The sequence below is a fragment of the Pseudomonas sp. LF-5 genome, from assembly GCF_037626295.1.
GTDB lineage: Bacteria > Pseudomonadota > Gammaproteobacteria > Pseudomonadales > Pseudomonadaceae > Aquipseudomonas > Aquipseudomonas monsensis.
This window is the reverse complement of record NZ_JARKMT010000002.1, coordinates 854,820-881,250: the sequence shown is the minus strand read 5'-3', so window position 1 is coordinate 881,250 and position 26,431 is coordinate 854,820. Positions and strand designations below refer to the sequence as shown.

Here is a 26,431-nt window from a genome sequence, read left to right as displayed (position 1 = left end):
TTCAAAGCCTTGCGGATTGAAAAACCATGCGTAACAACCAGCCCATTACACAACGCGAACGGACTTTCCCGGCTCAGCAGCGGTTGATCTCCACAACCGACGCCAAGGGCGTGATCACCTACTGCAACGACGCTTTCGTCGAGATCAGCGGGTTTTCGCGTGAAGAACTGATCCGTGCGCCGCACAACCTGGTCCGTCACCCCGACGTCCCGGCGGCGGTGTTTTCGCACATGTGGGGCACACTGAAACAAGGCTTGCCATGGATGGGCATTGTCAAGAATCGCTGCAAATCCGGTGACCATTACTGGGTGAACGCCTACGTGACACCGGTGTTCGATGGCAGTCAGGTGATCGGTTACGAGTCGGTGCGGATCAAACCCACCGCCGAACAGATCCGCCGTGCCGAAGCGCTCTACCAACGCATCAACCAGGGCAAGTCGGCGATCCCTTCCAGCGATAAATGGCTGCCGGTGCTGCAAGACTGGCTGCCGTTCATTCTGGTCAGCCAACTGAGCTTCGTGATCGGCGCGACCCTCAACTCGCACTGGGGCTTCGCCCTGGCGGCCGGTTTGTCGGTGCCGCTGGGCCTGATGGGCCTGCAATGGCAGCAACGCGGGCTCAAGCGCCTGCTGCGCCTGGCCGAGCAGACCACTTCCGACCCGCTGATCGCACAGATGTACACCGACAGCCGTGGCGCCCAGGCGCGTCTGGAAATGTCGATCCTCAGCCAGGAAGCGCGCCTGAAAACCTGCCTGACCCGTCTGCAGGACACCGCCGAACACCTGACCGATCAGGCCAAACAGTCCGACGCCCTGGCGCACAACAGCTCCAGCGGCCTGGAACGCCAGCGCGTGGAAACCGAACAGGTCGCCACCGCCGTCAACCAGATGGCCGCGACCACTCAGGAAGTAGCGAGCCACGTGCAGCGCACTGCTGACGCGACTCAGGAAGCCAATCGCCTGACCGGTCGCGGTCGTGACATTGCCGGCGAGACTCGCGAAGCCATTCAGCGTTTGTCGGTGGTCGTCGGCGAAACCGGCCTGACCGTGACCCAACTGGCCAAGGACAGCGACGAAATCGGCGGCGTGGTTGATGTGATCAAAGGCATCGCCGACCAGACCAACCTGCTCGCCCTCAACGCTGCCATCGAAGCGGCCCGTGCCGGCGAGATGGGCCGTGGTTTCGCGGTAGTGGCTGACGAAGTTCGCCAACTGGCGCAACGCACCAGCGAATCGACCGGGCAGATTCATGCCCTGATCGCCAAGTTGCAGCAGACCGCTTCAAGCGCCGTGCAAACCATGGAAGCCGGGCATCGTCAGGCCGAAGAAGGTGTGGCGCGGGTACTGGAGGCGGATCAGGCACTGGTCGGGATCAGTGAAGCGGTGGCCAACATCACCGACATGACCACGCAGATTGCTGCCGCGACCGAAGAGCAAAGTGCGGTGGCTGAAGAGATCAGCCGCAACATCAGCAATATTTCGGAACTGGCGGATCAGACTTCCGAGCAGGCACATAACTCGGCGTTGCTGAGTGAAGAGCTGACGAAGACGGCGAATACGCAGTACTCGTTGGTGGAGCGGTTTAACCGCTGATTGAACTGGCGATAACAAAAAACCCGGAGGGCGAGAGCTTCCGGGTTTTTTGTTGCTTGTCTGAAAGTGATGGTGCTTGGCAGACCGCTTTCGCGAGCAAGCTCGCTCCCACATTGGAACTGCTTGGGACCACAGTTTTGTGTCCGACGACAATCTCCTGTGGGAGCGAGCCTGCTCGCGAAGAGGCCTTCTCTGCCGGCGAAGATCTCACTCAAGCAATGCAGACACTGCCTACAACTCGCCCAGAATGCGCCGACTGGTGCTCGTTGGGGCCAGGTTCTATTGTTTGCCGGTCAAAACTTATTCACATAAGCTGGTCAGCATGAATACACATCCTTCGGAGGCTCCGATGGCCACCACCCGAAAAACCGACAAACCCAGCAAAAAGGAAGTTCGTGAAGAACTGACATTCCTTGATGTTCGGCAAGCCGCGCGTGATGGGCAGAAAGTGTTCGATAAATTTGTGATCACTGGCAGGCTACCTATTACAAAGTAGGCCTGGATGCCAGCCATCAAAATTTCTGCACTTTTTGAACGAATCAAGAACTGGCAGAACTTTGCTGCACACTTCTACAACTACAAAATTTGCGATGAATTACCTGCCATTTTCGGGCGGGATGAACGACTCGATCTGAGCGACATGCACCACATCCACCTTGCCAGTACACAGTCACTGCAGGCTCGATGGGCAAAAATCAATCGCCAGTATTACCGGACAGCATTGGTTAATGATGCTGACAATGACTTTTGGCTGATTTATGCCTATGACGCTTTTCGGGATGAGTACTTGCTACTGACAATCACCGGCCCGGATGCCCATAACCGAAGCGAGTGGGGGTCATTTTTGCGCACCGTGCATTGTGAAATCGTTGAACCCTGGGCATTAGGCAGGATTATCTTTCCCGATCTGGATGATTTGTGACTCAAAGAGCTGATCGAGACCGGCAACAAGCGAAAGATCGCTACCTGCGCACCGTCCATGCCGATGATCTGTAAGGACCGTTGCAGGCTGCGATCCTTTGATCCTGCAAAACCGGGTAGCGAAAGCTTCCGGTTTTTTATTGCGTGTCTGAATTGATAGTGCTTGGCAGACCACCTTCGCGAGCAGGGCTTGCTCCCACTTTGGAACGTAGTGGGATCACAGATTTGTGTCCGACGACAATCCCTTGTGGGAGTGAGCCTGCTCGCGATGAGGCCATAACAGCCGGCGAAATTACTGAGGCAACTTCAGCTTATCCAGCAGTCGATTGACCAACAGCTCATTGAGCATGATCACCTGTTGCAGCGCCAGCAGCGGCTTGCGTTCCGGGCCGCCGATTGAGTTGGCGATATTGCCGGCCATGGCGTGGGCGTAAGAAAGCGACTCGCTCGCCTCGACCAGCAGGGTTTCGTCATCCAGCGTGGGATCGACGAGATAGACGGGGCGAAACTTGGGCGAGCTTGGCGGGGCCGCCAGGTCTTCAGGTTTGAGGTAGTAGTCGAGGGCGCGGTCGGTTGCTTCTTTGACCTTTTGCGAGCTGAGCGCGGGGTCGTGGGGGATTGGGTCTGTGGGTGGTGGGTTTGGTGTGATTTTGAACATGGATGGAGTCTCGTATCGAAATTAATAAAAGCCATCACCCTCGCTACCAAACGATGGGTGGCGGCCATGCGCGGGTTGGTAGACCGGTCGATACGGAAACCCGGCGCTCACGAATGAGCCCCACGCATGTCCACCATAAAAACGCAGCCGCAAAAAGAGGCTGAATAAGGTGGCGCCATACGGCGGTACCGAAGCGGGCTACCAAACCCGATCACTGATTTTCAGTGACAGGGAAACGATACCGCCCGCCCCATAGCCGCGTAAGCCGGCGGATTCTGGCGTACGCGTAGGTAACGGCGCAAGGTGTTGTAGGCTCGATGGCGTAACGTGCTGTGTGATTTAAACGTGCTTGCGCAATCATGTTTACGCACAGGAAATGCTGGACAGTAATCGCTTCCAGTTCTTTATCGTGTCAGCAGAATCGCCCCTCACCCTAACCCTCTCCCCGAGGGAGAGGGGACTGATCGAGGTGTTTGGGCAAGATACGCCGACGTGAAATACCGAGTTGAACTCAGATTCTGAAACAGATCAAAAGCCCCTCACCCTAACCCTCTCCCTGAGGGAGAGGGGACTGACCGAGGTGTTTGGGCAAGATACGCCGACGTGCGATACCGCGTTGAACTCAGATTCTGAAACAGATCAAAAGCCCCTCACCCTAACCCTCTCCCCGAGGGAGAGGGGACTGACCGAGGTGTTTGGGCAAGGTACGCCGACGTGCGATACCGCGTTGAACTCAGATTCTGAAACAGATCAAAAGCCCCTCACCCTAACCCTCTCCCGGATGGAGAGGGGACTGATCGAGGTGTTTGGGAGAGCTACGCCGACGTGAAATACCGAGTCGAACACAGATTTTGAAAAGCCCACAAATCGGCTCCCTCTCCCTCGGGAGAGGGCTGGGGTGAGGGGTAAATCCACCACAAATCCAAAGCCGAATACCCGTGCTCTTCACCACTCAACAGGATGAGCGTTAGCTCGGCTGCAGCTCTTGATCTTGACCCACGGGCGACGTCGGAAGGCTGAGTGGAGGGATTGATCCGGGCGTGGGAGCGCAGCGACCGTTTGGCGAAGCCAAACACAGCGAGAGGAGGTGCAGCGCAGCAAACCGGAGGCGCTGCGCCCGGATCAATCCCGGAGCGAAGGAACCCCGAGCCCCAGCGAGCGGGCCGCACGTAGGAGCAAGCCTTTTTGGTTACTTTTTCGGCGTCTGGAAAAAGTGACCCGCCGTAAGGGCGGAACCCTAAGTGGCCGTTACCGCAGCAATGGATATGTACCCAAAACAAAAACTGCGGCGCGTCCAAGATCTATCCCCCAAGGGGGCGAGGGGGAAAGGGAGCCGATCTTCATCTGGTTCAGAATCTCGGTTAACCCTTGAGAAACTCGGCCACCTGCTGCGCAGCGCTAGCCAAATGCTGCTCATGCGTAAACCCGGAAACCTTCAACGGCTTCAAATCATGATCCCCGGCCACCAGCCAAAACACCTTGATACTCGGCGATAACGCATACGCCTCGACAGCCTCACGATTGCCCAGCGCATCCCGCTCCCCCTGCACAATCAAAGTCCGAGTCTGCAAAGAAGCCAAATGCTCAACCCGAGGCTTCTCCGGCTTCCCCACCGCATAAAACGGATAGCCCAAACACACCAACCCATCAGCCCCCAACTCATCAGCCAGCAGACTCGCCATCCTCCCGCCCATCGACTTCCCGCCAATGGCCAAAACCCCAGCGACATGACGCCGCACCTCGGCATACACCTCACGCCAACATTCCTGCAGTTTCGCAGCAGGATTCGGCGGGCGCTTAACCCCATCCACCCGCCGCTGCGCCATATACGGAAACTCAAACCGCAACACATTCACCCCAAGCCCGGCAAGGCGCCCAGCCATATCGTTCATCCAGTCACTGTCCATCGGCGCCCCCGCTCCATGCGCCAGGATCAACGTCGCCGAAGCCTTACCCGTGGCGGCATCCCACAACCATCCATGATCACGCACACACTGCGCCCATTGATCCCCGTCAATACTGGCCTTGTGCTGTTTGTCCATGCTTGCCTCGCTTTTAGTCTGCCTATAACTCCAGACGAAGGATTCGCGGCGTTCTCGCGCGCGCTCACTTCGGCTGAACCGTGGATGGGGAACCATGAACACTTCTATCAGTACCGCCTACAACTACAAGGTGGTCCGCCAATTCGCCATTATGACGGTGGTGTGGGGCATCGTCGGCATGGGCCTCGGGGTTTTTCTCGCGGCCCAATTGGTCTGGCCTGAACTCAACTTCAATTTGCCCTGGACCAGTTTCGGCCGTCTGCGCCCGCTGCACACCAACGCGGTGATCTTCGCGTTCGGTGGCTGTGCGCTGTTCGCCAGTTCGTTCTACTCGGTGCAACGCACCTGCCAGACCCAATTGTTTGCGCCGAAAATCGCCGCATTCTGCTTCTGGGGCTGGCAACTGGTGATCCTTCTGGCCGCGATCAGCCTGCCACTGGGTTACACCAGTTCCAAGGAATACGCCGAGCTGGAATGGCCGATCGACATCCTGATCACCATCGTCTGGGTCGCCTACGCCATCGTGTTCTTCGGCACGATCATGCAGCGCAAGACCAAACACATTTATGTGGGCAACTGGTTCTTCGGCGCGTTCATCATCACCGTGGCAATCCTGCACATCGTCAACAACCTTGAGTTGCCGGTGAGTTTCACCAAGTCCTACTCGGTGTACGCCGGTGCAACCGACGCGATGGTGCAATGGTGGTACGGCCACAACGCCGTGGGCTTTTTCCTCACCGCCGGTTTCCTCGGGATGATGTACTACTTCGTGCCGAAACAGGCCGAACGTCCGGTGTATTCGTATCGCCTGTCGATCGTGCACTTCTGGGCGCTGATCACCCTGTACATCTGGGCCGGCCCGCACCACTTGCACTACACCGCGCTGCCGGACTGGGCGCAGTCGCTGGGCATGGTGATGTCGCTGATTCTGCTGGCACCGAGCTGGGGCGGCATGATCAACGGCATGATGACCCTCTCGGGCGCCTGGCATAAGTTGCGCAGCGACCCGATCCTGCGCTTCCTCGTGGTGTCGCTGGCGTTCTACGGCATGTCGACCTTCGAAGGCCCGATGATGGCGATCAAGACCGTCAACGCCCTCTCCCACTACACCGACTGGACCATCGGCCACGTGCACGCCGGCGCTCTCGGCTGGGTGGCGATGATTTCCATCGGCGCGCTGTACCACATGATCCCGAAAGTCTTCGGCAAAGAGCAGATGCACAGCATCGGCCTGATCAACGCGCACTTCTGGCTGGCGACCATCGGCACCGTGCTCTACATCGCCTCGATGTGGGTCAACGGCATCGCCCAGGGCCTGATGTGGCGCGCAGTCAACGAGGACGGCACGCTGACCTACTCCTTCGTCGAAACCCTGGTGGCCAGCCACCCAGGCTTCATCGTGCGACTGGTGGGCGGCGCGATCTTCCTCAGCGGCATGTTCCTGATGGCTTACAACACCTGGCGCACCGTGCGGGCCTCGCAGCCTGCTGACGTCGTTGCTGCCGCGCAGATGGCCTGAGGAGTCCGCCATGAAACACGAAACGATTGAAAAGAACGTCGGCCTGTTAATGCTGCTCATGGTGTTTGCCGTGAGCATCGGCGGCCTGACGCAGATCGTCCCGCTGTTCTTCCAGGACGTCACCAACAAACCGGTGGAAGGCATGAAGCCCTACACCGCGCTGCAACTGGAAGGCCGCGACATCTACATCCGCGAAGGCTGCGTCGGTTGCCACTCGCAGATGATCCGTCCGTTCCGCGCCGAGACCGAGCGCTACGGGCACTACTCGGTTGCGGGCGAAAGCGTATGGGATCACCCGTTCCTGTGGGGTTCGAAGCGCACCGGGCCGGATCTGGCCCGGGTCGGCGCGCGCTACTCGGATGACTGGCACCGCGCGCACTTGTACAACCCGCGCAACGTCGTACCGGAATCGAAAATGCCGGCCTATCCGTGGCTGGTCACGCAGGCGGTCGACAGCAGCCACACCGAAACCAAGCTCAAGACCATGCGTACCCTCGGCGTGCCGTACACCGACGACGACATCAGCGGCGCGGTCGCCAGCCTCAAGGGCAAGACCGAAATGGACGCGCTCGTTTCTTACCTGCAAGTGCTCGGCACTGCGATCAAGAGCAAGAGGTGAGCCATGGTCATTGAAATGAGTGCAGGCCTGATTCGCGGCCTCGGTACGGTTGTGGTGTTCGTCGCCTTCGTCGGCCTGACGTTGTGGGTGTTCAACCGCAAACGCACCCCGGAATTCGCCGAAGCGCGTCTGCTGCCGTTCGCCGACGAGCCGCAACCCGACACTACCCCCGCATCTGAAACAAGGAGTACCCGGCCATGACCACCTTCTGGAGTACGTGGATCTGCGTACTGACCATCGGCAGCCTGATCGGCCTGACGTGGCTGCTGATCGGCACTCGCCGGGGCGAGACCAAGGGCAGCGTCGACCAGACCATGGGCCACAGCTTCGACGGCATCGAGGAGTACGACAACCCGCTGCCGCAGTGGTGGTTCATGCTGTTCGCCGGCACGCTGGTGTTTTCCGTGGGCTATCTGATCCTGTATCCGGGCCTGGGCAACTGGAAAGGCATCCTGCCCGGCTACGAGGACGGCTGGACCGGCGTCCACGAGTGGGAAAAGGAAATGAACAAGGCCGACGCCAAATTCGGGCCAATCTTCGCCAAGTTTGCCGCGATGCCGGTGGAAGAAGTGGCGAAGGACCCGCAGGCGCTGAAAATGGGTGGCCGCTTGTTCGCCTCCAACTGCTCGGTGTGCCACGGCTCCGATGCCAAGGGCGCGTTCGGTTTCCCTAACCTGGCCGACAGCGACTGGCGCTGGGGCGGCAGTGCCGAGACCATCAAGACCACCATCATGGGTGGGCGGATGGCGGCAATGCCGGCCTGGGGCGAAGTGCTCGGTGAGGCGGGGGTGAAGAACGTCGCCGCTTACGTGCGCCACGAACTGGCCGGCCTGCCATTGCCGGCGGACAGCAAAGCTGATCTGCAAGCCGGACAGCAGGCGTTCAGCACCACTTGCGTAGCCTGTCATGGGGCAACCGGCCAAGGCACTGAAGCCATGGGTGCGCCGAATCTGACGCACCCGGCCGGGTTTATCTATGGCACCAGCCTGACCCAACTCGAGCAGACCATTCGCCATGGCCGCCAGGGTCACATGCCGGCGCAGAACGAGTTGCTGGGCAACGATAAAGTGCAACTTCTGGCTGCTTATGTGTACAGCCTGTCGCACGGATTGAATACAGAAAAACTGATTACTGAAGACAAGAAACAGTAAACATTGCGCACACCTCTGCCGCATCGTTCTCGGTGCGGCAGCATCCAGCCCCTTTGCGACGCATTGTCGCACCCCTTAACACCCTCGCCTTTCGAATCCCCCGAATCGGGTCTACGCTTGCTCGATGCGGACTGGCCCGTGCCGGTTCCAGGTCGACCCTGAGCGATGTGTTCGACAAATCGCCTGACTGACAGGGCGCAAAGCCCGGTAGATACCGGCTGTCGCGTCGATGACCGTCCGTCACCCGATCACTGCGTTCGAACACACCCCGTTACAACTGACCTGAACCCCTCACTTTTTTTCGTCCGCTGCGACATTTTGTCCAAGGCCAATTTTGTCCTTACGCGGCGTATGGAAAGGCCGCAGAATCAGCGTTGGAAAGCATTGACCCAGGTCATGGCGCGTTGCAATGACCCCCTGCTCTCTGCATACTTGCGGCCGATTTTAATCCTAATAAAACACCTAAACCGTGGAACCTTAGAATGAGCACAGCAATCAGTCCGACTGCTTATAACTATAAGGTAGTCCGCCAGTTCGCCATCATGACGGTGGTCTGGGGGATCCTTGGCATGGGGCTCGGTGTCTTCATCGCCTCGCAACTGGTCTGGCCGGAGTTGAACTTCGGTCTGCCGTGGACGAGCTTTGGACGCCTGCGCCCGTTGCACACAAACCTGGTGATTTTCGCCTTCGGTGGTTGTGCACTGTTTGCCACTTCCTACTATGTCGTGCAGCGAACCTGCCAGACGCGACTGATTTCCGACAGCCTCGCGGCCTTCACCTTCTGGGGCTGGCAAGCGGTGATCGTCGGCGCGATCATTACCTTGCCGCTGGGTTACACCACCACCAAGGAATACGCGGAACTGGAATGGCCGCTCGCCATTCTGCTGGCGATTGTCTGGGTCACCTACGGGCTGGTGTTCTTCGGCACCATCACCAAGCGCAAGACCAAGCACATCTACGTCGGTAACTGGTTCTACGGCGCGTTCATCGTCGTGACCGCGATGCTGCACATCGTCAACCACGCGTCCTTGCCGGTCAGCTTCTTCAAGTCCTACTCCGCCTATTCGGGCGCGACCGACGCGATGATCCAGTGGTGGTACGGCCACAACGCGGTGGGTTTCTTCCTGACCACCGGCTTCCTCGGGATGATGTACTACTTCGTGCCGAAACAGGCCGAACGTCCGATCTACTCCTATCGTCTGTCGATCGTGCACTTCTGGGCACTGATCACCCTGTACATCTGGGCCGGCCCGCACCACCTGCACTACACCGCACTGCCGGATTGGGCACAATCGCTGGGCATGGCGATGTCGATCATCCTCCTGGCGCCAAGCTGGGGCGGCATGATCAACGGCATGATGACCCTGTCGGGCGCCTGGCATAAGCTGCGCACCGACCCGATCCTGCGTTTCCTCGTGGTGTCGCTGGCGTTCTACGGCATGTCGACCTTCGAAGGGCCGATGATGGCGATCAAGACCGTCAACTCGCTCTCGCACTACACCGACTGGACCATCGGCCACGTACACGCCGGCGCCCTCGGTTGGGTAGCGATGATCTCGATCGGCGCGATCTACCACATGATTCCGAAACTGTTCGGCCGTGCGCAGATGCACAGTGTCGGTCTGATCAACGCGCACTTCTGGCTCGCGACCATCGGTACCGTGCTGTACATCGCTTCGATGTGGGTCAACGGCATCACTCAGGGCCTGATGTGGCGTGCGATCAACGACGACGGCACCCTCACCTACTCGTTCGTTGAGGCGCTGCAGGCCAGCCACCCTGGCTACATCGTCCGTGCCCTGGGCGGTGCGTTCTTCGCCAGCGGCATGTTCCTGATGGCTTACAACGTCTGGCGCACCGTGCGCGCCTCGAACCCGGCTGAAGCCGAAGCCGCTGCCCAGATCGCTGTCGTTGGAGCTCACTGATGAAGCATGAAGCTGTCGAGAAGAATATTGGCCTGCTGGCCTTCTTCATGGTCATCGCCGTCAGCGTTGGCGGCCTGACCCAAATCGTTCCGCTGTTTTTCCAGGACGTCACCAACAAGCCGGTCGAAGGCATGAAGCCGCGCTCGGCGCTGGAACTGGAAGGCCGCGATGTCTACATCGCCAACGGTTGTGTCGGCTGCCACTCGCAGATGATCCGGCCGTTCCGCGCCGAAACCGAACGCTATGGCCACTACTCGGTGGCCGGTGAAAGCGTGTGGGATCACCCGTTCCTGTGGGGTTCCAAACGTACTGGCCCGGACCTGGCCCGTGTCGGCGGTCGTTACTCCGATGACTGGCAACGTGCGCACTTGTACAACCCGCGCAACGTCGTCCCTGAGTCGAAAATGCCGGCTTACCCGTTCCTCGTGGAAAACAAGCTCGACGGCAAGGAAACCGCCAAGAAAATGGAGGTTTTGCGCACCCTCGGCGTCCCTTACACCGACGAAGACATCGCCGGTGCACAGGATGCCGTGAAGGGCAAAACCGAAATGGACGCGCTGGTGGCCTACCTTCAAGGCCTGGGCACCATCATCAAAAGCAAACGGTGAATTCGATGGATATCGGGATGATTCGTGGCCTCGGCACCGTTGTCGTGATGGTGGCCTTTATCGGTCTGGCCTTGTGGGTATTCAGCCCCAAGCGCAAGTCGGAGTTTGAAGACGCGACCTTGCTGCCTTTTGCGGATGATCCCGAAGCCATCAAGCACGTCGAGCAAGCTTCTAGGAGTAACAAAGAATGACTACATTCTGGAGTCTGTACGTCACAGTCCTCAGTCTCGGTACGATCTTTTCCCTGACCTGGCTGCTGCTGTCGACCCGCAAGGGCCAGCGCAGCGAACAGACGGACGAGACCGTCGGGCACTCCTTCGACGGGATCGAGGAGTACGACAACCCGCTGCCGAAATGGTGGTTCATGCTGTTTGTCGGCACCATCGTCTTTGCCCTGGGTTACCTGGTGTTGTACCCGGGCCTGGGCAACTGGAAAGGCCTGCTGCCGGGCTACAACTACCTCGATAACGACAAGCAGACCGCGTTCGCCAACGGCCAGACCGGCTGGACCGGCGTGCACGAGTGGGAAAAGGAAATGGCCCGCTCGGACGCCAAGTTCGGTCCGATCTTCGCCAAGTTCGCGGCGATGCCGATCGAAGAAGTGGCCAAGGATCCACAGGCACTGAAGATGGGTGGCCGTCTGTTCGCCTCCAACTGCTCGGTGTGCCACGGTTCCGACGCCAAGGGCGCTTACGGTTTCCCGAACCTGACCGACGCCGACTGGCGCTGGGGCGGTGAGCCGGAAACCATCAAAACCACCATCATGGGCGGTCGTCACGCGGTGATGCCGGCCTGGGCTGAAGTCATCGGTGAGCAAGGTGTTGCCGACGTAGCAGCATTCGTCGTGACCAACCTGGATGGCCGCAAACTGCCGGAAGGCACCAAGGCTGACCCGGCCAACGGCGGCAAACTGTTCGCCGCCAACTGCGTGGCCTGCCACGGTCCGGCCGGCAAAGGCACCCCCGCCATGGGCGCGCCTGACCTGACCCATCCGGGCGCGTTCATCTACGGTTCGAGCTTCGCACAACTGCAGCAGACCATCCGTTACGGCCGTCAGGGCCAGATGCCTGCGCAGGAACAACTGCAAGGCAACGACAAGGTTCACCTGCTGGCGGCGTATGTTTACAGCCTGTCCCACGGCGAAAAAGCACCCGAAGCGAACGCCGAGTAAGGCAAACGCTTGAAGCAAAAAAGGCCCCGCCAAGTTGATTGGCGGGGCCTTTTTTCATACTGGCATTCATGCCTTGAGACATTTGCTCAATAGACCTGAGCAGCGCTGCCCTGTAGGTTTTTGCCATGCCGATGAGCCACATCGGGTCAACCTTCAAGGATGAAGCCTACATGTCAAAAAATGACGAAAGCACAGTACCAAAACGTTTGCAGCCCCATCCTGATCAGGAAGAAACGCCGGTGAAAACGCCTGTGGCGCCCGCACGCTCACCCGGTCCCAGCACCGCTGGCAGGCCAGCTAACGGTCGTGGCCTGGACGGTCTCGGCGGTGGCAGGTTGCCCTGACAACGGCAGCAAAACACAGCGAATATTCGTCCAACATCCAGCGCCCTGCCCTCTGGAAGAGGCGCTTTCGCCGGTGCCGTTATGACAGTGAACAACCGATCGTGCGCAATCCACCTTTTCGATTGCTGTACAAACTCCAAAGTAGTAACGTTTCTACACCAGAATCACCGGAGGCCGAACATGATGGCCATCACGACTATTTCCAGCCGCGAATTCAACCAGGACACCAGTGCTGCCAAAAAAGCCACGCATCAGGGTCCGGTCATCATTACCGATCGTGGCAGGCCTGCCCATGTACTGCTGAGCATCGAGGAGTATCAGAAACTGACCGGCAGCCAGACCAGCATCGTCGATTTGCTGGTCATGCCGAATGCGCCTGAAATCGAGTTCGAATCCGAGCGCGTCGTCATCACTCCTCGCAGCGTGGACCTGTCTTGATGTTTCTACTCGATACCAACGTAGTTTCAGAGCTGCGAAAACCCCAGGCCGACAAACAGGTGGTGAGATGGGCAAACAGCGTCGCCCCGGCCAGCCTGTATTTATCGGCAATCACGGTGCTGGAACTGGAAACCGGCATCCTGCGTATCGAGCGCCGCGACCCGGCACAAGGAGGGATGCTGCGTAACTGGCTTGAGCGTCACGTCAAACCCGCATTCTCGGGAAGAATCCTGTCAGTCGATACCGCCGTCGCCACCCGATGCGCACAGTTGCATGTGCCTGATCGCAGCAATGAGTGCGACGCCTTGATCGCCGCCACCGCGCTTGTACATGGGCTAACGCTGGTCACCCGCAACGTTGCCGATTTTCAACCCAGCGGCGTTCATCTGATCAACCCATGGGCCGCTGCCAAAAACTGATCATGCAAAGCCCCACCAGATCACTGGCGGGGCTTTTTCATGGGCGTTTGGCAAAGGCTCAACGCGATGGTGTCGATCAGCGTTCGATTGCGCCATTGGCTGTTCTTCACCAGATAGGCCTGCAGTCGCTTACGGTCCTCGGTAACACACGCGATCAGGTAGGTTTGGAAACGTCGTCGGGTTCAGTGGATGAGCAATCCGGGTGGTCTATGTCGGATCGTTGTTGAGTTGAACCCAATGAACTTCGCCAATGTTCTTTGAATAGGCGAGGTTTCCCGCCATGACCAAAAACGGTGATGTCAGCGTTGATCATCAATAGCATTAGCCGTCGGGCCAAAACCGACCATACTCAACAAGTCAATTGACCTGCATCATGCTTTGTTGCATTCGCTACACCATTCAGGTTTTTTACCCAACGCGACCAAAGGTCGCACCCTTGAGCCAGAGCGACAGGCGTATCATTGCGCCACTGCTTTACCCCCTTTTGACCTTGGTTGGCACGTATCGACCGAGGCATTTTTCCACTGCCGTGGGATGCAATGATGAGTAACCAGATTCCGGTACACGACGTCACGCCACCGAGCAAGAACGCGAACAACAGCGTCGATCTTTACGCCTCACGAGAAAAAATCTACACCCGCGCCTTCACCGGCCTGTTCCGCAATCTGCGGATGATGGGCGGTGCTGCACTGTTCCTGCTGTACTTCGGCACGGTCTGGCTGAGTTGGGGTGGCCATCAGGCGGTGTGGTGGAATTTGCCCGAGCGCAAGTTCTTCATCTTCGGCGCCACATTCTGGCCTCAGGACTTCATTCTGCTTTCCGGCCTGTTGATCATTGCCGCATTCGGGCTGTTCTTCATCACCGTGTATGCCGGTCGTGTGTGGTGCGGCTACACCTGCCCGCAAAGCGTGTGGACGTGGATTTTCATGTGGTGCGAGAAGGTCACCGAAGGCGACCGCAACCAGCGCATCAAGCTCGACAAGGCGCCGATGAGCGCCAACAAATTCGCGCGTAAATTCGCCAAACACGCGCTGTGGTTGTTGATCGGTTTTGTCACCGGCATGACCTTCGTCGGCTATTTCTCGCCGATCCGCGAGCTGGTGTTCGAGTTCTTCACCGGTCAGGCCGATGGCTGGTCGTACTTCTGGGTCGGCTTCTTCACCCTCGCCACTTACGGCAACGCCGGCTGGCTGCGCGAACAGGTGTGCATCTACATGTGCCCGTATGCACGCTTCCAGAGCGTGATGTTCGACAAGGACACCCTGATCGTGTCCTACGATCCGCGTCGCGGCGAAAGCCGTGGGCCGCGCAAGAAAGGCGTCGACTACAAGGCCCAGGGCCTGGGCGACTGCATCGACTGCACGATGTGCGTTCAAGTCTGCCCGACCGGTATCGACATCCGTGACGGCCTGCAGATCGAATGCATCGGCTGCGCCGCGTGCATCGACGCCTGCGACGCGATCATGGACAAGATGGACTATCCACGCGGGCTGATCAGCTACACCACCGAACACAACCTGTCTGGCCAGAAAACCCATAAACTGCGGCCACGCCTGATCGGCTACGCGGTGGTGCTGCTGGCGATGATCAGCCTGTTGGTCACTGCGTTCTTCATGCGTTCGCTGGTCGGTTTCGACGTCAGCAAAGACCGCGTGCTGTACCGCGAAAACGCCGAAGGCCGGATCGAGAACGTCTACAGCCTGAAGATCATGAACAAGGATCAGCGCGACCATACCTACGTGCTGGAAGCCGCCGGCCTGCCGGATCTGCGCCTGCAGGGCCGACGCGAGATCAAGGTGCCGGCCGGGGAGATTTTCAGCATGCCGGTCGAACTGTCGAGCGCACCGGAACAATTGCCATCGAGCACCAACGAGGTGAAATTCATCCTCAAGGACGCCGATGACGACAGCGTCCACGTTGAAGCCAAGAGCCGATTCATCGGCCCACAAATCCGTTGAGAGAACTGAACATGCCCGCCGCAAACGCCGCAAGTCCCTGGTACAAGCACCTTTGGCCATGGATCATCATCGGGATTCTGGCCTGTTCGGTGACGTTGACCCTGTCCATGGTGACCATCGCGGTAAACAACCCGGACAACCTGGTCAACGACAACTATTACGAGGCCGGCAAAGGCATCAACCGCTCGCTGGACCGTGAACTGTTGGCGCAGAACCTGAAGATGCGTGCTGCCGTGCATCTGGATGACGTCACCGGCGAAGTTGATCTGCGCCTCAGCGGTGACAGTCAACCGAAGACGCTGGAATTGAACCTGATTTCGCCGACCCAGCCGGAGAAGGATCGCAAGATCGTCCTGACCCGCAGTGAAACTGAGACCGGGCGTTACATCGGCCAGTTGGGTGACAAGGTTGAAGGCCGGCGGTTTGTCGAGTTGCTCGGCAGTCAGGATGATCACGTGTGGCGCATGTTCGAAGAAGAGCTGGTCAGCCATGACAAGGAGCTGTTGCTCGGCGACGAACCCTTGCAAGGCGCCGAAGACCTGAAGAAATGAATCAACCTCAGAAGCCCCTCACCCTAACCCTCTCCCCGAGGGAGAGGGGACTGATCTCGAGCGCTTGCACGCTTTGCGTATGCCAGTAACGATGTCGGCGACTGAATCCGTTCTTCCGGTTCACACCGATCGGCGCCTTCTCCCCGAGGCAGAGGGAATTGATCTCGAGCGCTTGCACGCTTTGCGGATGCCAGTAACGATGTCGGCGACTGAATCCGTTCTTCCGGCTCGCACCGACCGGCGTCTTCTCCCCGAGGGAGAGGGGACTGATCTCGAGCGCTTGCACGCTTTGCGGATGCCAGTAACGATGTCGGCGACTGAATCCGTTCTTCCGGTTCACACCGATCGGCTCCCTCTCCCCCCGGGAGAGGGCTGGGGTGAGGGCAAGCGGACAACTCCAATGCAAGGGTTTGACCCCTCGACGATGCCATGACCATCCCACTCCCCTGCTACCACTGCGCCCTGCCCGTCCCGTCCGGCAGCCGCTTCACCGCTGTCGTGCTCGGGGAGTCCCGCGAGTTCTGCTGCCCGGGCTGCCAGGCGGTGGCCGAAGCCATCGTTGCCGGCGGCCTCGAAAGTTATTACCAGCACCGCAGCGAAGCCTCGGCCAACCCCGAAGCGCTGCCGGTGCAACTGACCGATGAACTGGCGCTGTACGACCGCACCGACGTGCAAAAGCCGTTCGTTCGCCATGAAGGCGAGCTGGCCGAAACCACCCTGTTGATGGAAGGCATCAGTTGCGCCGCCTGCGGCTGGCTGATCGAGAAACACCTGCGCACCCTGTCGGCGGTGGCCGAGGCACGGCTGAATCTGTCCAACCATCGCCTGCATGTACGCTGGGCCGACGCGCAATTGCCGCTGAGCCAGATCCTCGCCGAACTGCGGCACATCGGTTACGCCGCTCACCCGTATCAAGCCGACCGCGCCAGTGAACAACTGGCCAGCGAAAACCGTCTGGCCCTGCGTCAGCTCGGGGTCGCCGGCCTGCTGTGGTTCCAGGCGATGATGGCGACCATGGCGACGTGGCCGGAATTCAACATCGACCTCAGCCCCGAGCTGCACACGATCCTGCGCTGGGTCGCGCTGTTCCTCACCACGCCGATCGTGTTCTACAGCTGCGCGCCGTTCTTCAAAGGCGCGATGCGCGATCTGCGCACCCGTCACCTGACCATGGATGTCTCGGTGTCGCTGGCCATCGGCAGCGCCTACATCGCCGGGATCTGGACCTCGATCACCGGGGTCGGCGAACTGTATTTCGATGCGGTCGGAATGTTCGCACTGTTCCTGCTCGCCGGGCGTTACCTGGAACGCCGCGCCCGCGAACGCACCGCGGTGGCAACGGCACAACTGGTCAATCTGCTGCCGGCCTCGTGCCTGCGCCTCGACGATAACGGCCAGAGCGAACGCATTCTGCTCAGCGAGTTGCGCCTGGGCGACCGGGTGCTGGTGCAGCCCGGTGCGATCCTGCCGGCCGACGGCAAAATCCTCGACGGCCAGTCGAGCATCGACGAATCGCTGCTGACCGGCGAATACCTGCCGCAACCGCGCACCTTGGGCGATGCGGTCACCGCCGGCACCCTGAATGTCGAGGGCGCACTGACCGTCGAGGTACTGGCGCTGGGTCAGGACACGCGGCTGTCGGCCATCGTCCGCCTGCTGGATCGCGCCCAGGCCGAGAAACCACGACTCGCGGAAATCGCCGACCGCGCCGCGCAATGGTTCCTGCTGTTGTCGCTGCTTGCGGCGGCAGCCATCGGTCTGTTGTGGTGGCAACTGGATGCATCGCGGGCCTTCTGGATTGTCCTGGCCATGCTGGTCGCCACGTGCCCGTGCGCGCTGTCGCTGGCGACGCCAACCGCCCTCACCGCCGCTACCGGCACCCTGCACAAACTCGGCCTGCTGCTGACACGCGGGCATGTGCTGGAAGGCCTCAATCAGATCGACACGGTGATTTTCGACAAGACCGGTACGTTGACCGAAGGCCGCCTGGTGCTGCGTTCGATCCGGCCACTGGCAGCGCTGGACAGCGATCACTGCCTGAGCCTCGCCGCGGCCCTGGAAAACCGTTCCGAGCACCCGATTGCCCGCGCGTTCGGCCGCGCCCCGCTGGCCGCTGAAGAGGTGCACAGCGCACCGGGACTCGGCCTCGAAGGCCTGGTCGGCGCACAGCGTCTGCGCATCGGTCAGGCTGAATTTGTCTGCGCCCTCAGCGGCGCCGCGCTGCCAGCCATGCCGAGCGAACCGGGGCAATGGCTGCTGCTCGGCGATGTTCAGGGGCCACTGGCCTGGTTCGTTCTCGACGACCGCCTGCGTGATGACGCGCCGGCCCTGCTCGCTGCATGCAAGGCCCGCGGCTGGCGCACGCTGCTGCTGTCCGGCGACAGCTCGCCGATGGTCGCCAGCGTCGCCGCCGAACTGGGCATCGACGAGGCACGCGGTGGCCTGCGCCCGAACGACAAGCTGCAGGTGCTGCAACGGTTGCACAAGGAGGGGCGCAAGGTGCTGATGCTGGGGGATGGCGTCAATGACGTGCCGGTCCTCGCCGCCGCCGACATCAGCGTGGCCATGGGCTCGGCCACCGATCTGGCGAAAACCAGTGCCGACGCGGTGCTTCTGTCCAATCGTCTCGACGCCCTGGTGCAGGCCTTCACACTGGCGCGCCGGACCCGTCGGGTCATCATCGAGAACCTGCTGTGGGCCGCGCTGTACAATGGCCTCATGTTGCCGTTCGCCGCCCTCGGCTGGATCACTCCGGTGTGGGCGGCGGTCGGTATGTCGATCAGTTCGTTGACCGTGGTGCTCAATGCCCTGCGCCTGACTCGCCTGCCGAGTGCGCCGGCCACCCGCCTCACGGCGCAAACCCGTCCGTTGCCGGCCTGAGCCGCGCGGACCTGGAGTACCGATGCCAGCTCTTTACGTGATGATCCCGGCCGCCCTGCTGATCGTGGCCATCGCCGTGTACATCTTCTTCTGGGCGGTGGACAGCGGCCAGTACGACGACCTCGACGGTCCGGCGCACAGCATCCTGTTCGACGATCAGGACCCGAACCACACCGCGGCGGTGGACGAAGCCAACGCGCACAAACCGGACGACAAGGCGCCACCTCATGCTTGAACTGGCGCCCCTGCTGGTGTCGGCACTGATCCTCGGCCTGCTCGGCGGCGGCCATTGCCTGGGGATGTGCGGCGGTTTGATGGGCGCGCTGACGCTGGCGATTCCCAAGGAACAGCGCAGCCGGCGTTTTCGCTTGCTGCTGGCATACAACCTTGGACGAATCCTCAGTTACGCAACGGCCGGGTTGCTTATCGGGCTGGCCGGCTGGGCCGTGGCCAATAGTCCTGCCGCGTTGTTTATGCGGGTGCTGGCCGGGCTGCTGCTGATCGCGATGGGCTTGTATCTGGCGGGATGGTGGAGCGGCCTCACCCGTATCGAAAGCCTCGGCCGTGGGTTGTGGCGCTACATTCAACCGGTGGCCAACCGCTTGTTGCCGGTGTCGAGCCTGCCTCGTGCACTATTGCTCGGCGCCTTGTGGGGCTGGCTGCCCTGCGGGCTGGTTTACAGCACGTTGCTGTGGTCGGCGAGTCAGGGCAATGCGCTCGACAGTGCGCTGTTGATGCTGGCGTTCGGGCTGGGGACCTGGCCGGTGTTGCTCGCCACGGGGCTGGCGGCGGAACGGGTGACCGCACTGCTGCGCAAGCGCAGCGTGCGCATGGCCGGCGGTTTGCTGGTGATTGTCTTCGGTATCTGGACCTTGCCGGGGCCGCATCAGCATTGGCTCATGGGCCACTGACCTGTGGCGAGGGAGCAAGCGCCCTCACCACAAAAGCGGTCACTCCTCGCACCCGTTGATGCAAATCAAGAGCCCTCTCGCCGCACCTCGATAGACTCGCCACACTGCCAGCCTATCCGGGGGAATGCCCGCATGCTCGACGCCATTCGTTGGGACACTGATCTGATCCGCCGCTACGACCTGGCGGGGCCGCGCTACACCTCGTATCCGACGGCCGTGCAATTTCACAGTCAGGTCGGCACGTTCGATCTGTTCCATGCCCTGCGCGACAGCCGCAAGGCCCTGCGCCCGTTGTCGCTGTATGTGCACGTGCCGTTCTGCGCGAACATTTGCTACTACTGCGCCTGCAACAAGGTCATCACCAAGGATCGCGGCCGTGCGCTGCCATACCTTCAACGTCTGGAGCAGGAAATCCAGTTGATCGCCTGCCACCTCGACCCGGCACAAAAGGTCGAGCAACTGCACTTTGGTGGCGGCACGCCGACCTTTCTCAGCCACGACGAACTGCGGCAGTTGATGGCGCACCTGCGCAAGCACTTCAATCTGCTGGACGACGACTCGGGCGATTACGGCATCGAAATCGACCCGCGCGAAGCCGACTGGTCGACCATGGGCCTGCTGCGCGAACTGGGGTTCAACCGGGTCAGCATCGGCCTGCAAGACCTCGACCCGGCGGTGCAGCGCGCGGTCAATCGCCTGCAAAGCCTTGAAGAAACCCGTGCAGTGATCGACGCGGCGCGCACCCTGCAGTTTCGCTCGATCAACATCGACCTGATTTATGGCTTGCCGAAGCAGACCCCGGAGAATTTCGCCCGCACGGTCGAGGAAGTCATCAGCCTGCAACCGGACCGGCTCTCGGTGTTCAACTATGCGCACCTGCCGGAACGCTTCATGCCGCAGCGGCGCATCAACGGCAACGAGCTGCCGAGCCCGGCGCAGAAACTGGAAATGCTGCAGCGCACCATCGAACAACTGACCGCCGCCGGTTACCGCTACATCGGCATGGATCACTTTGCCCTGCCCGACGATGAACTGGCGATTGCCCAGGAAGAAGAAACCCTGCAACGCAACTTCCAGGGCTACACCACCCACGGTCACTGCGACCTGATCGGGCTAGGGGTTTCCGCGATCAGTCAGATTGGCGACCTGTACTGCCAGAACAGCAGCGATCTCAGCCACTACCAGAACACCCTCGCCGCCGCGCAACTGGCGACCAGCCGAGGCTTGGTGTGCAACGCCGATGACCGTCTGCGCCGCGCAGTGATTCAGCAGCTGATCTGCAACTTCAGCCTGGTATTCGCCGATATCGAGCAGCCATTCAACATTGATTTCCAGGGCTATTTCGGCGCGCTGTGGCCACAACTGCAAGGCATGGCCGACGATGGCCTGATCAGCCTGCAACGTGAACGGATCGACGTACTGCCAGCCGGACGCCTGTTGGTGCGCTCGGTGTGCATGGTCTTCGACGCCTACCTGGAACACCAGAACCGTCAGCGCTTCTCGCGGGTGATTTAGTTTTTCATCAGCAGCGCGGCGGTTTTCATGGTCTGCTCCGGGGTCAGGTTCGACTGGTTCATGACCTTGGACAGGGACAGGTTGGCGGTGATCAAACCGTTGTTCAGTGCCGCGATGGCGCCTTTGAGTGCGGCGAGTTTGGCGAGTTTCACTTCGGTGGACAGGGTCTTGTCGGCCATGACCGCTTTGATCCGCGCATTTTTTTCGGCGATCTGTTGTTGCAACTGGCGGATCATCTTCAGCAATTGCTGAATGTTCTCCGGCAGGCCGCTCTCTTCGATGTCGCGGTTATCGCCGCCGGCGCCGGCGGACTTTTCGATGGCGGCACCGGACAGCGACACTTTGATGCCTTCGACCAAGGTCGGGGTTGTCAATAGCGAGGTGCCAGCCTCCTGTTCGTCGCCGGTCGCGACTCGCGAGGTGTCCAGCAACGACGCTACGCCACTGCTACCGGGGTTAAGCGTGCCAATGGCGGCCATCGACGGGTTCCTTGTATGCGCGTTGATACCTGATTATCGGCTGCAGGTGCTGCGGCTTTATGGCCGCAGGACAAAGTCGCCTCAGACTGGCCTGAATGTCCTCCCGTGAGTTACCCTTACGGCTTATGTGTGTTTTCCCACAAGGATTAAAGAAATGTCTGAGCCAGTAAAACTGCGCGCTCACAACCAGGCCCATTGCAAGGATTGCAGCCTGGCCCCTCTTTGCCTGCCACTTTCTCTGAATCTGGAAGACATGGATGCGCTGGACGAAATTGTTAAACGCGGTCGCCCGTTGAAAAAAGGCGAGTTCCTGTTCCGCCAGGGCGACACGTTCGATTCCGTTTATGCAGTACGCTCCGGCGCCTTGAAGACCTTCAGCCTGAGCGACACCGGCGAAGAACAGCTGACCGGCTTCCACCTGCCGAGCGAGCTGGTTGGCCTGTCCGGCATGGACACCGAGAAGCACCCGGTGTCCGCCCAGGCGCTGGAAACCACCTCCGTCTGCGAAATTCCTTTCGAACGCCTCGATGAACTGGCCCTGCAACTGCCGCAGTTGCGCCGCCAGTTGATGCGCGTGATGAGCCGGGAAATCCGCGACGATCAGCAAATGATGTTGCTGCTGTCGAAAAAAACCGCCGATGAGCGCATCGCGACGTTCCTGGTCAATCTGTCGGCACGCTTCCGCGCCCGCGGCTTCTCGGCCAATCAGTTCCGCTTGAGCATGTCGCGCAATGAAATCGGCAACTACCTGGGGCTGGCCGTGGAAACCGTCTCGCGGGTGTTCACGCGCTTCCAGCAGAACGAACTGATTGCTGCCGAAGGCAAAGAGATTCATATCCTCGACCCGATCCAGCTCTGCGCCCTGGCCGGCGGCTCGCTCGAAGGCTGATCGCGACCCGCGGCCGAGCGAACCGTTTCAGCCGCGGGTATACTGCGCCGTTTGCAGCCCTGCCAGGACACCTCGACGATGGTCTTCGACTCCTTCGACATCAAATCCTTGATCCGCCCCGTGATCGACTTCCCGAAACCGGGCGTGATCTTTCGCGACATCACCCCGCTGTTCCAGTCGCCAACGGCCCTGCGCCTGGTGATGGACAGCTTCGCCCACCGCTATGTCGAAGCCGACTTCACCCACATCGGCGCGATGGACGCCCGTGGTTTTCTGATCGGTTCGGTACTGGCCTATCAGTTGAACAAGCCGCTGGTGCTGTTCCGCAAGCAAGGCAAGCTGCCGGCGGACGTGTTGGCCGAAGGTTATGCGACGGAGTACGGCGAAGCGTTCCTCGAAGTGCATGCCGACAGCCTGTGCGAAGGTGATTCGGTGGTGATGTTCGATGACCTGATCGCCACCGGCGGCACGCTGATTGCGGCGGCCAACCTGATTCGCCGGATGGGGGCGCGGGTGCATGAGGCGGCGGCGATCATTGATTTGCCGGAGCTTGGGGGGTCGCAGCGACTTGAGGACATGGGCATCCCGACGTTCTGCCTGACGCAGTTTGCCCTGACTGACAAGTAAGCGGCGCCCCCACTGACGCCATTGCTGGCAAGCCAGCGCCCACAGTGATTTCAGTCGTTCACAAATATTGTGTACGCCCCAAAACCCTGTGGGAGCTGGCTTGCCAGCGATGGCGCCAGCGGCTTCACCAACAATTCAAAGCCCCATCTGCTTGCTGATGATTTCGTTCATCACCTCCCGCGTCCCGCCGCCAATCGACAAGATGCGGTTATCCCGATACAGCCGCTCCACGAGACTCTCGCGCATATAACCCAACCCGCCAAGAATCTGCACCGCCTCGGTAGTGATCCGGTCCGACGTGTCCGTGGCAAAGTTTTTCGCCATGGAAATCTCCTTGATCACACTCTGCCCCGCCGCCATCTTCGCCGCCTGCCGATAGGTGAACTCCCGCGAGACCTCCAGCGCCGTGGCCATTTCGGCGAGGCGATGCTTGATCACTTGAAACTTGCCGATCGGTTTACCAAACGCCTCACGCTCGCGCGCCCACTTCAGGGCCTCTTCCAGCGCCAGCTGTGAGGTCATGTTGGCCATCAGGGCCAACGCCAGGCGCTCGCTCTGGAAGTTGCCCATGATGCAGGCGAAGCCCATGTTCTCGGCGCCGATCAGGTTTGCCAGCGGCACGCGACAATCGTCGAAAAACAGTTCAGCCGTGTCCGACGCCCACCAGCCCATTTTCTTCAGTTGGCGGCCAACGGTGAAACCGGGCGTGCCCTTCTCGATCAGCAACAGGCTGATACCGCCGAAACCCGGCGCGCCGGTGCGCACCGCCACGGTGTAGAAATCGGCGCGCACGCCGCTGGTAATGAACGTCTTGCAGCCGCTGACGCGGTAGAACTCGCCGTCACGCACAGCACGGGTTTGCAGGTTGGCGACGTCGGAGCCGCCGCCGGGCTCGGTGATGGCCAGGGCGCTGATTTTCTCGCCGCTGAGCACCTGTGGCACCACGCGATCACGGACTTCAGGCCGCGCCCATTTGACGATCGGCGGCAAGCCGATATCCAGCGAACCCAGCCCCGCCACCAGGCCGCCAGAGCCAGAGCGCATCAACTCCTCACTGGCGGCGACCTTGGCGAACAGATCGCCTTCGTGGCTGCCACCCAGCGCTTCGGGATAACCGATGCCGAGAATCCCCGCCGCCCCGGCCTTCAGGTACAACTCACGAGGGAAGCTTTCGGCTTCTTCCCACGCATCAATATCCGGCAGGATCTCGCGTTCGACAAAACGTCTGACGCTGTCGCGAACCATTTGGTGGCTGGGGTCGAAGTATTCGTGGAAGGCAGGCATGGGCAAACTCCACTAGAGGGTTCGCCGAACTTAACCGAGCGCTTGCTTGGTTTTCAACAAGATTGTGCAAGCCAGGGAAACCGGGGGGGGGGTCATTGCTGGCAAGCCAGCGCCCACAGGTCCGGAGTTGTTCACCCTGTTTGGTGATCAACACAAATCACTGTGGGAGCTGGTCCGCCTGCGATGAGGCCAGATCAGGCCATACAAATATCAGAGGGAAATCGGCTTACGCCCGGCAAACGAATGCGCCAGCGTCCCGCCATCGACCAACTCGAGCTCACCACCCAACGGCACGCCGTGAGCAATGCGCGAAGCGATCAGGCCTTTGTTGGCGAGAAGCTGCGCGATGTAATGCGCCGTGGCCTCACCTTCCACCGTCGGGTTGGTGGCGAGGATGACCTCGGTAAACGTGCCCGCCTCTTCAATTCGCGTCATCAATTGCGGAATGCCGATGGCCTCAGGCCCAAGGCCATCGAGCGGCGACAGATGCCCCTTGAGCACGAAGTAGCGTCCACGGAACCCGGTCTGTTCGACCGCGTAGACATCCATCGGCCCTTCGACCACACACAGCAAGGTGTCATCGCGGCGGGTATCGGCGCATTGCGGGCACAGATCGTCTTCGGTCAACGTGCGGCACTGGCGGCAATGACCGACCCCTTCCATGGCCTGGCTCAGGGACTGGGCCAGGCGCGTACCGCCGCTGCGATCACGCTCGAGCAACTGCAACGCCATGCGCTGGGCGGTTTTCTGACCCACACCCGGCAAAATTCGCAGGGCGTCGATCAGTTGGCGAATCAAAGGGCTGAAGCTCATGGGTAAAAAGTCCGACAAAACAACGAGACGCGGTTTATACCCGCGCCTCTGGCCAGCGTCAAATACTCAGTCTGTGGCGACCTTCACCACCAGTTTGCCGAAGTTGCGCCCTTCCAGCAGACCGATAAACGCCTCGGGCGCCTGCTCCAGGCCCTCGACCACGTCCTCGCGGAACTTCACCTTGCCGTCGCGCACCCACGGCACCATGTGACTGATGAATTCCGGCTGACGATCACCGTAGTCATCGAACACGATAAAGCCCTGAATGCGCACACGCTTGGTCAGCAACGTGCGTTGCAGCAGCGGCAGGCGGTCCGGGCCTTGCGGCGCTTCGGCAGCGTTGTAACCGGCAATCAGCCCGCACAACGGAATGCGCGCCTTGGGATTGAGCAGCGGCACCACCGCATCGAAGACATGACCGCCGACGTTTTCGTAATAGATGTCGATGCCTTGCGGGCACGCCTTCGCCAGCTGTTCGGCAAAGTCCGGCGCCTTGTGATCGATGCAGGCGTCGAAACCCAGTTCCTCGACCACGTATTTGCACTTCTCGGCCCCACCGGCCACACCGACCGCACGCAGGCCTTTGATCTTCGCCACCTGGCCGACCACCGAGCCCACGGCGCCGGAGGCGGCGGCCACCACCAGGGTTTCCCCCTCTTTCGGCTGACCGATGTCCATCAGCCCCATGTACGCGGTCATGCCCGGCATGCCGAGCACACCGAGGGCCATCGACGGGCTCGGCAGCCCGGCAGGGATCGGGATGATGTTGCGTCCGTCACTGATGCTGTGGCTTTGCCAGCCTGTGGCGCCGACCACCAGATCGCCCTTGTGGAATTTCGGATGACGCGAGTCCTCGACACGGCTGACAGCGCCACCGGTCATGACTTCGCCGATTTGTACCGGAGCGGCGTAGGACGGGGCGTCGCTCATGCGTCCGCGCATATAGGGGTCAAGCGACAGGTACAGGGTTTTCAGCAGGATCTGGCCATCTTCGAGGTCGGGCAACGCTTCGCGCTCCAGGCGGAAGTTTTCCGGGGTCGGCGCGCCCACAGGACGAGAGGCAAGGACAAAACGTTGATTGAGGGTAAGAGGGTCGGACATGTCAGCGTCTCCTGTG

At 60.4% G+C, this 26,431-nt stretch carries 27 protein-coding genes; 21 read left to right on the top strand and 6 right to left on the bottom strand.

The features are described 5' to 3' along the window. Positions 1–26: 26 nt before the first annotated feature. The 3 genes from PseuLF5_RS11245 to PseuLF5_RS11235 all read left to right on the top strand — a co-directional run bounded on the left by PseuLF5_RS11245 (position 27) and on the right by PseuLF5_RS11235 (position 2,514). The gene (locus PseuLF5_RS11245) at positions 27–1,592 is read left to right on the top strand and encodes a methyl-accepting chemotaxis protein (protein WP_123463537.1); all 1,566 of its coding nucleotides are present in this window, start codon (positions 27–29) and stop codon (positions 1,590–1,592) included. A 349-nt stretch (positions 1,593–1,941) separates the two neighbouring features. Beyond that, positions 1,942–2,088 (top strand): hypothetical protein, encoded by a 147-nt coding sequence (locus PseuLF5_RS11240; protein WP_163005103.1) that lies wholly within the window; start codon positions 1,942–1,944, stop codon positions 2,086–2,088. A gap of 6 nt (positions 2,089–2,094) precedes the next feature. Then, the gene (locus PseuLF5_RS11235; RefSeq protein WP_123463541.1) at positions 2,095–2,514 is read left to right on the top strand and encodes a type II toxin-antitoxin system YafO family toxin; all 420 of its coding nucleotides are present in this window, start codon (positions 2,095–2,097) and stop codon (positions 2,512–2,514) included. A 291-nt stretch (positions 2,515–2,805) separates the two neighbouring features. Here PseuLF5_RS11235 and PseuLF5_RS11230 read toward each other — a convergent pair whose 3' ends face one another. Next, positions 2,806–3,171: a DUF6124 family protein gene (locus PseuLF5_RS11230; protein ID WP_128615233.1), complete on the bottom strand. Its 366-nt coding sequence runs from the start codon at positions 3,169–3,171 to the stop codon at positions 2,806–2,808. Positions 3,172–4,532: 1,361 nt separating this feature from the next. Beyond that, complete coding sequence (locus PseuLF5_RS11225) at positions 4,533–5,213, bottom strand: alpha/beta family hydrolase (protein WP_340133527.1); 681 nt, start codon at positions 5,211–5,213, stop codon at positions 4,533–4,535. A 94-nt stretch (positions 5,214–5,307) separates the two neighbouring features. Between PseuLF5_RS11225 and ccoN (PseuLF5_RS11220) the strand changes: the two genes are divergently transcribed. From ccoN (PseuLF5_RS11220) to hemN, 16 genes are all read left to right on the top strand, one after another. Beyond that, entirely contained in the window at positions 5,308–6,732 is a 1,425-nt protein-coding gene (gene ccoN / locus PseuLF5_RS11220; protein WP_041067879.1) for a cytochrome-c oxidase, cbb3-type subunit I, read from the top strand. Positions 6,733–6,742: 10 nt separating this feature from the next. Further along, positions 6,743–7,351 carry a cytochrome-c oxidase, cbb3-type subunit II gene (gene ccoO, locus PseuLF5_RS11215; protein WP_003223389.1) on the top strand — a complete coding sequence of 203 codons (609 nt, stop codon included), beginning with the start codon at positions 6,743–6,745 and terminating at the stop codon, positions 7,349–7,351. Between the two features lie 3 nt (positions 7,352–7,354). Then, positions 7,355–7,552, top strand: a complete 198-nt coding sequence (locus tag PseuLF5_RS11210; protein WP_102358145.1) for a cbb3-type cytochrome oxidase subunit 3 — start codon at positions 7,355–7,357, stop codon at positions 7,550–7,552. Continuing rightward, entirely contained in the window at positions 7,549–8,502 is a 954-nt protein-coding gene (gene ccoP / locus PseuLF5_RS11205) for a cytochrome-c oxidase, cbb3-type subunit III (RefSeq protein ID WP_123463549.1), read from the top strand. Before PseuLF5_RS11210 ends, ccoP (PseuLF5_RS11205) begins: the two co-directional genes overlap by 4 nt. 482 nt (positions 8,503–8,984) lie before the next feature. Next, positions 8,985–10,427, top strand: a complete 1,443-nt coding sequence (ccoN, locus tag PseuLF5_RS11200; RefSeq protein ID WP_123463551.1) for a cytochrome-c oxidase, cbb3-type subunit I — start codon at positions 8,985–8,987, stop codon at positions 10,425–10,427. After that, positions 10,427–11,035, top strand: coding sequence for a cytochrome-c oxidase, cbb3-type subunit II (ccoO, locus tag PseuLF5_RS11195; protein WP_007917161.1), 609 nt, complete (start codon positions 10,427–10,429; stop codon positions 11,033–11,035). The genes ccoN (PseuLF5_RS11200) and ccoO (PseuLF5_RS11195) overlap by 1 nt, the downstream gene beginning before the upstream one ends. Before the next feature lie 5 nt (positions 11,036–11,040). Then, entirely contained in the window at positions 11,041–11,226 is a 186-nt protein-coding gene (locus PseuLF5_RS11190; protein WP_003175465.1) for a CcoQ/FixQ family Cbb3-type cytochrome c oxidase assembly chaperone, read from the top strand. Next, positions 11,223–12,206: a cytochrome-c oxidase, cbb3-type subunit III gene (gene ccoP / locus PseuLF5_RS11185; RefSeq protein ID WP_123463553.1), complete on the top strand. Its 984-nt coding sequence runs from the start codon at positions 11,223–11,225 to the stop codon at positions 12,204–12,206. Before PseuLF5_RS11190 ends, ccoP (PseuLF5_RS11185) begins: the two co-directional genes overlap by 4 nt. Before the next feature lie 527 nt (positions 12,207–12,733). Then, positions 12,734–12,988, top strand: coding sequence for a type II toxin-antitoxin system Phd/YefM family antitoxin (locus PseuLF5_RS11180; RefSeq protein ID WP_185015777.1), 255 nt, complete (start codon positions 12,734–12,736; stop codon positions 12,986–12,988). Next, positions 12,988–13,407 (top strand): type II toxin-antitoxin system VapC family toxin, encoded by a 420-nt coding sequence (locus PseuLF5_RS11175; RefSeq protein ID WP_340133526.1) that lies wholly within the window; start codon positions 12,988–12,990, stop codon positions 13,405–13,407. The genes PseuLF5_RS11180 and PseuLF5_RS11175 overlap by 1 nt, the downstream gene beginning before the upstream one ends. Positions 13,408–13,949: 542 nt before the next feature. Next, on the top strand, positions 13,950–15,365 hold the full coding sequence (ccoG, locus tag PseuLF5_RS11165; protein WP_123463559.1) for a cytochrome c oxidase accessory protein CcoG: 1,416 nt from the start codon (positions 13,950–13,952) through the stop codon (positions 15,363–15,365). A gap of 11 nt (positions 15,366–15,376) precedes the next feature. Then, positions 15,377–15,916, top strand: coding sequence for a FixH family protein (locus PseuLF5_RS11160; protein WP_128614875.1), 540 nt, complete (start codon positions 15,377–15,379; stop codon positions 15,914–15,916). Positions 15,917–16,345: 429 nt separating this feature from the next. Then, positions 16,346–18,796 carry a heavy metal translocating P-type ATPase gene (locus tag PseuLF5_RS11155; protein WP_340133525.1) on the top strand — a complete coding sequence of 817 codons (2,451 nt, stop codon included), beginning with the start codon at positions 16,346–16,348 and terminating at the stop codon, positions 18,794–18,796. A gap of 22 nt (positions 18,797–18,818) precedes the next feature. Further along, positions 18,819–19,031: a cbb3-type cytochrome oxidase assembly protein CcoS gene (gene ccoS, locus PseuLF5_RS11150; protein WP_128615624.1), complete on the top strand. Its 213-nt coding sequence runs from the start codon at positions 18,819–18,821 to the stop codon at positions 19,029–19,031. Continuing rightward, positions 19,024–19,707 (top strand): sulfite exporter TauE/SafE family protein, encoded by a 684-nt coding sequence (locus PseuLF5_RS11145; RefSeq protein WP_123463569.1) that lies wholly within the window; start codon positions 19,024–19,026, stop codon positions 19,705–19,707. Before ccoS ends, PseuLF5_RS11145 begins: the two co-directional genes overlap by 8 nt. Positions 19,708–19,839: 132 nt before the next feature. After that, positions 19,840–21,222 carry an oxygen-independent coproporphyrinogen III oxidase gene (gene hemN / locus PseuLF5_RS11140; protein WP_128615625.1) on the top strand — a complete coding sequence of 461 codons (1,383 nt, stop codon included), beginning with the start codon at positions 19,840–19,842 and terminating at the stop codon, positions 21,220–21,222. Here the strand turns inward: hemN and PseuLF5_RS11135 are convergent. Further along, positions 21,219–21,701, bottom strand: a complete 483-nt coding sequence (locus PseuLF5_RS11135) for a hypothetical protein (protein ID WP_340133524.1) — start codon at positions 21,699–21,701, stop codon at positions 21,219–21,221. The two genes, hemN and PseuLF5_RS11135, sit on opposite strands and share 4 nt — an antisense overlap. Before the next feature lie 154 nt (positions 21,702–21,855). Here PseuLF5_RS11135 and fnr point away from each other — a divergent pair, with 154 nt between their 5' ends. Together fnr and PseuLF5_RS11125 are read left to right on the top strand one after the other, a co-directional pair. Further along, positions 21,856–22,590, top strand: coding sequence for a fumarate/nitrate reduction transcriptional regulator Fnr (gene fnr / locus PseuLF5_RS11130; RefSeq protein WP_025110355.1), 735 nt, complete (start codon positions 21,856–21,858; stop codon positions 22,588–22,590). A gap of 78 nt (positions 22,591–22,668) precedes the next feature. Next, positions 22,669–23,217 (top strand): adenine phosphoribosyltransferase, encoded by a 549-nt coding sequence (locus tag PseuLF5_RS11125; protein ID WP_027921719.1) that lies wholly within the window; start codon positions 22,669–22,671, stop codon positions 23,215–23,217. 135 nt (positions 23,218–23,352) lie between these two features. On the opposite strand, the gene PseuLF5_RS11120 is transcribed toward PseuLF5_RS11125, so the two are convergent. The 3 genes from PseuLF5_RS11120 to PseuLF5_RS11110 all read right to left on the bottom strand — a co-directional run bounded on the left by PseuLF5_RS11120 (position 23,353) and on the right by PseuLF5_RS11110 (position 26,415). Beyond that, positions 23,353–24,501, bottom strand: a complete 1,149-nt coding sequence (locus tag PseuLF5_RS11120; protein WP_340133523.1) for an acyl-CoA dehydrogenase family protein — start codon at positions 24,499–24,501, stop codon at positions 23,353–23,355. A 210-nt stretch (positions 24,502–24,711) separates the two neighbouring features. Beyond that, complete coding sequence (recR, locus tag PseuLF5_RS11115; RefSeq protein ID WP_123463576.1) at positions 24,712–25,314, bottom strand: recombination mediator RecR; 603 nt, start codon at positions 25,312–25,314, stop codon at positions 24,712–24,714. 66 nt (positions 25,315–25,380) lie between these two features. Then, on the bottom strand, positions 25,381–26,415 hold the full coding sequence (locus tag PseuLF5_RS11110; protein WP_267805886.1) for an NADP-dependent oxidoreductase: 1,035 nt from the start codon (positions 26,413–26,415) through the stop codon (positions 25,381–25,383). Positions 26,416–26,431: the final 16 nt, after the last annotated feature.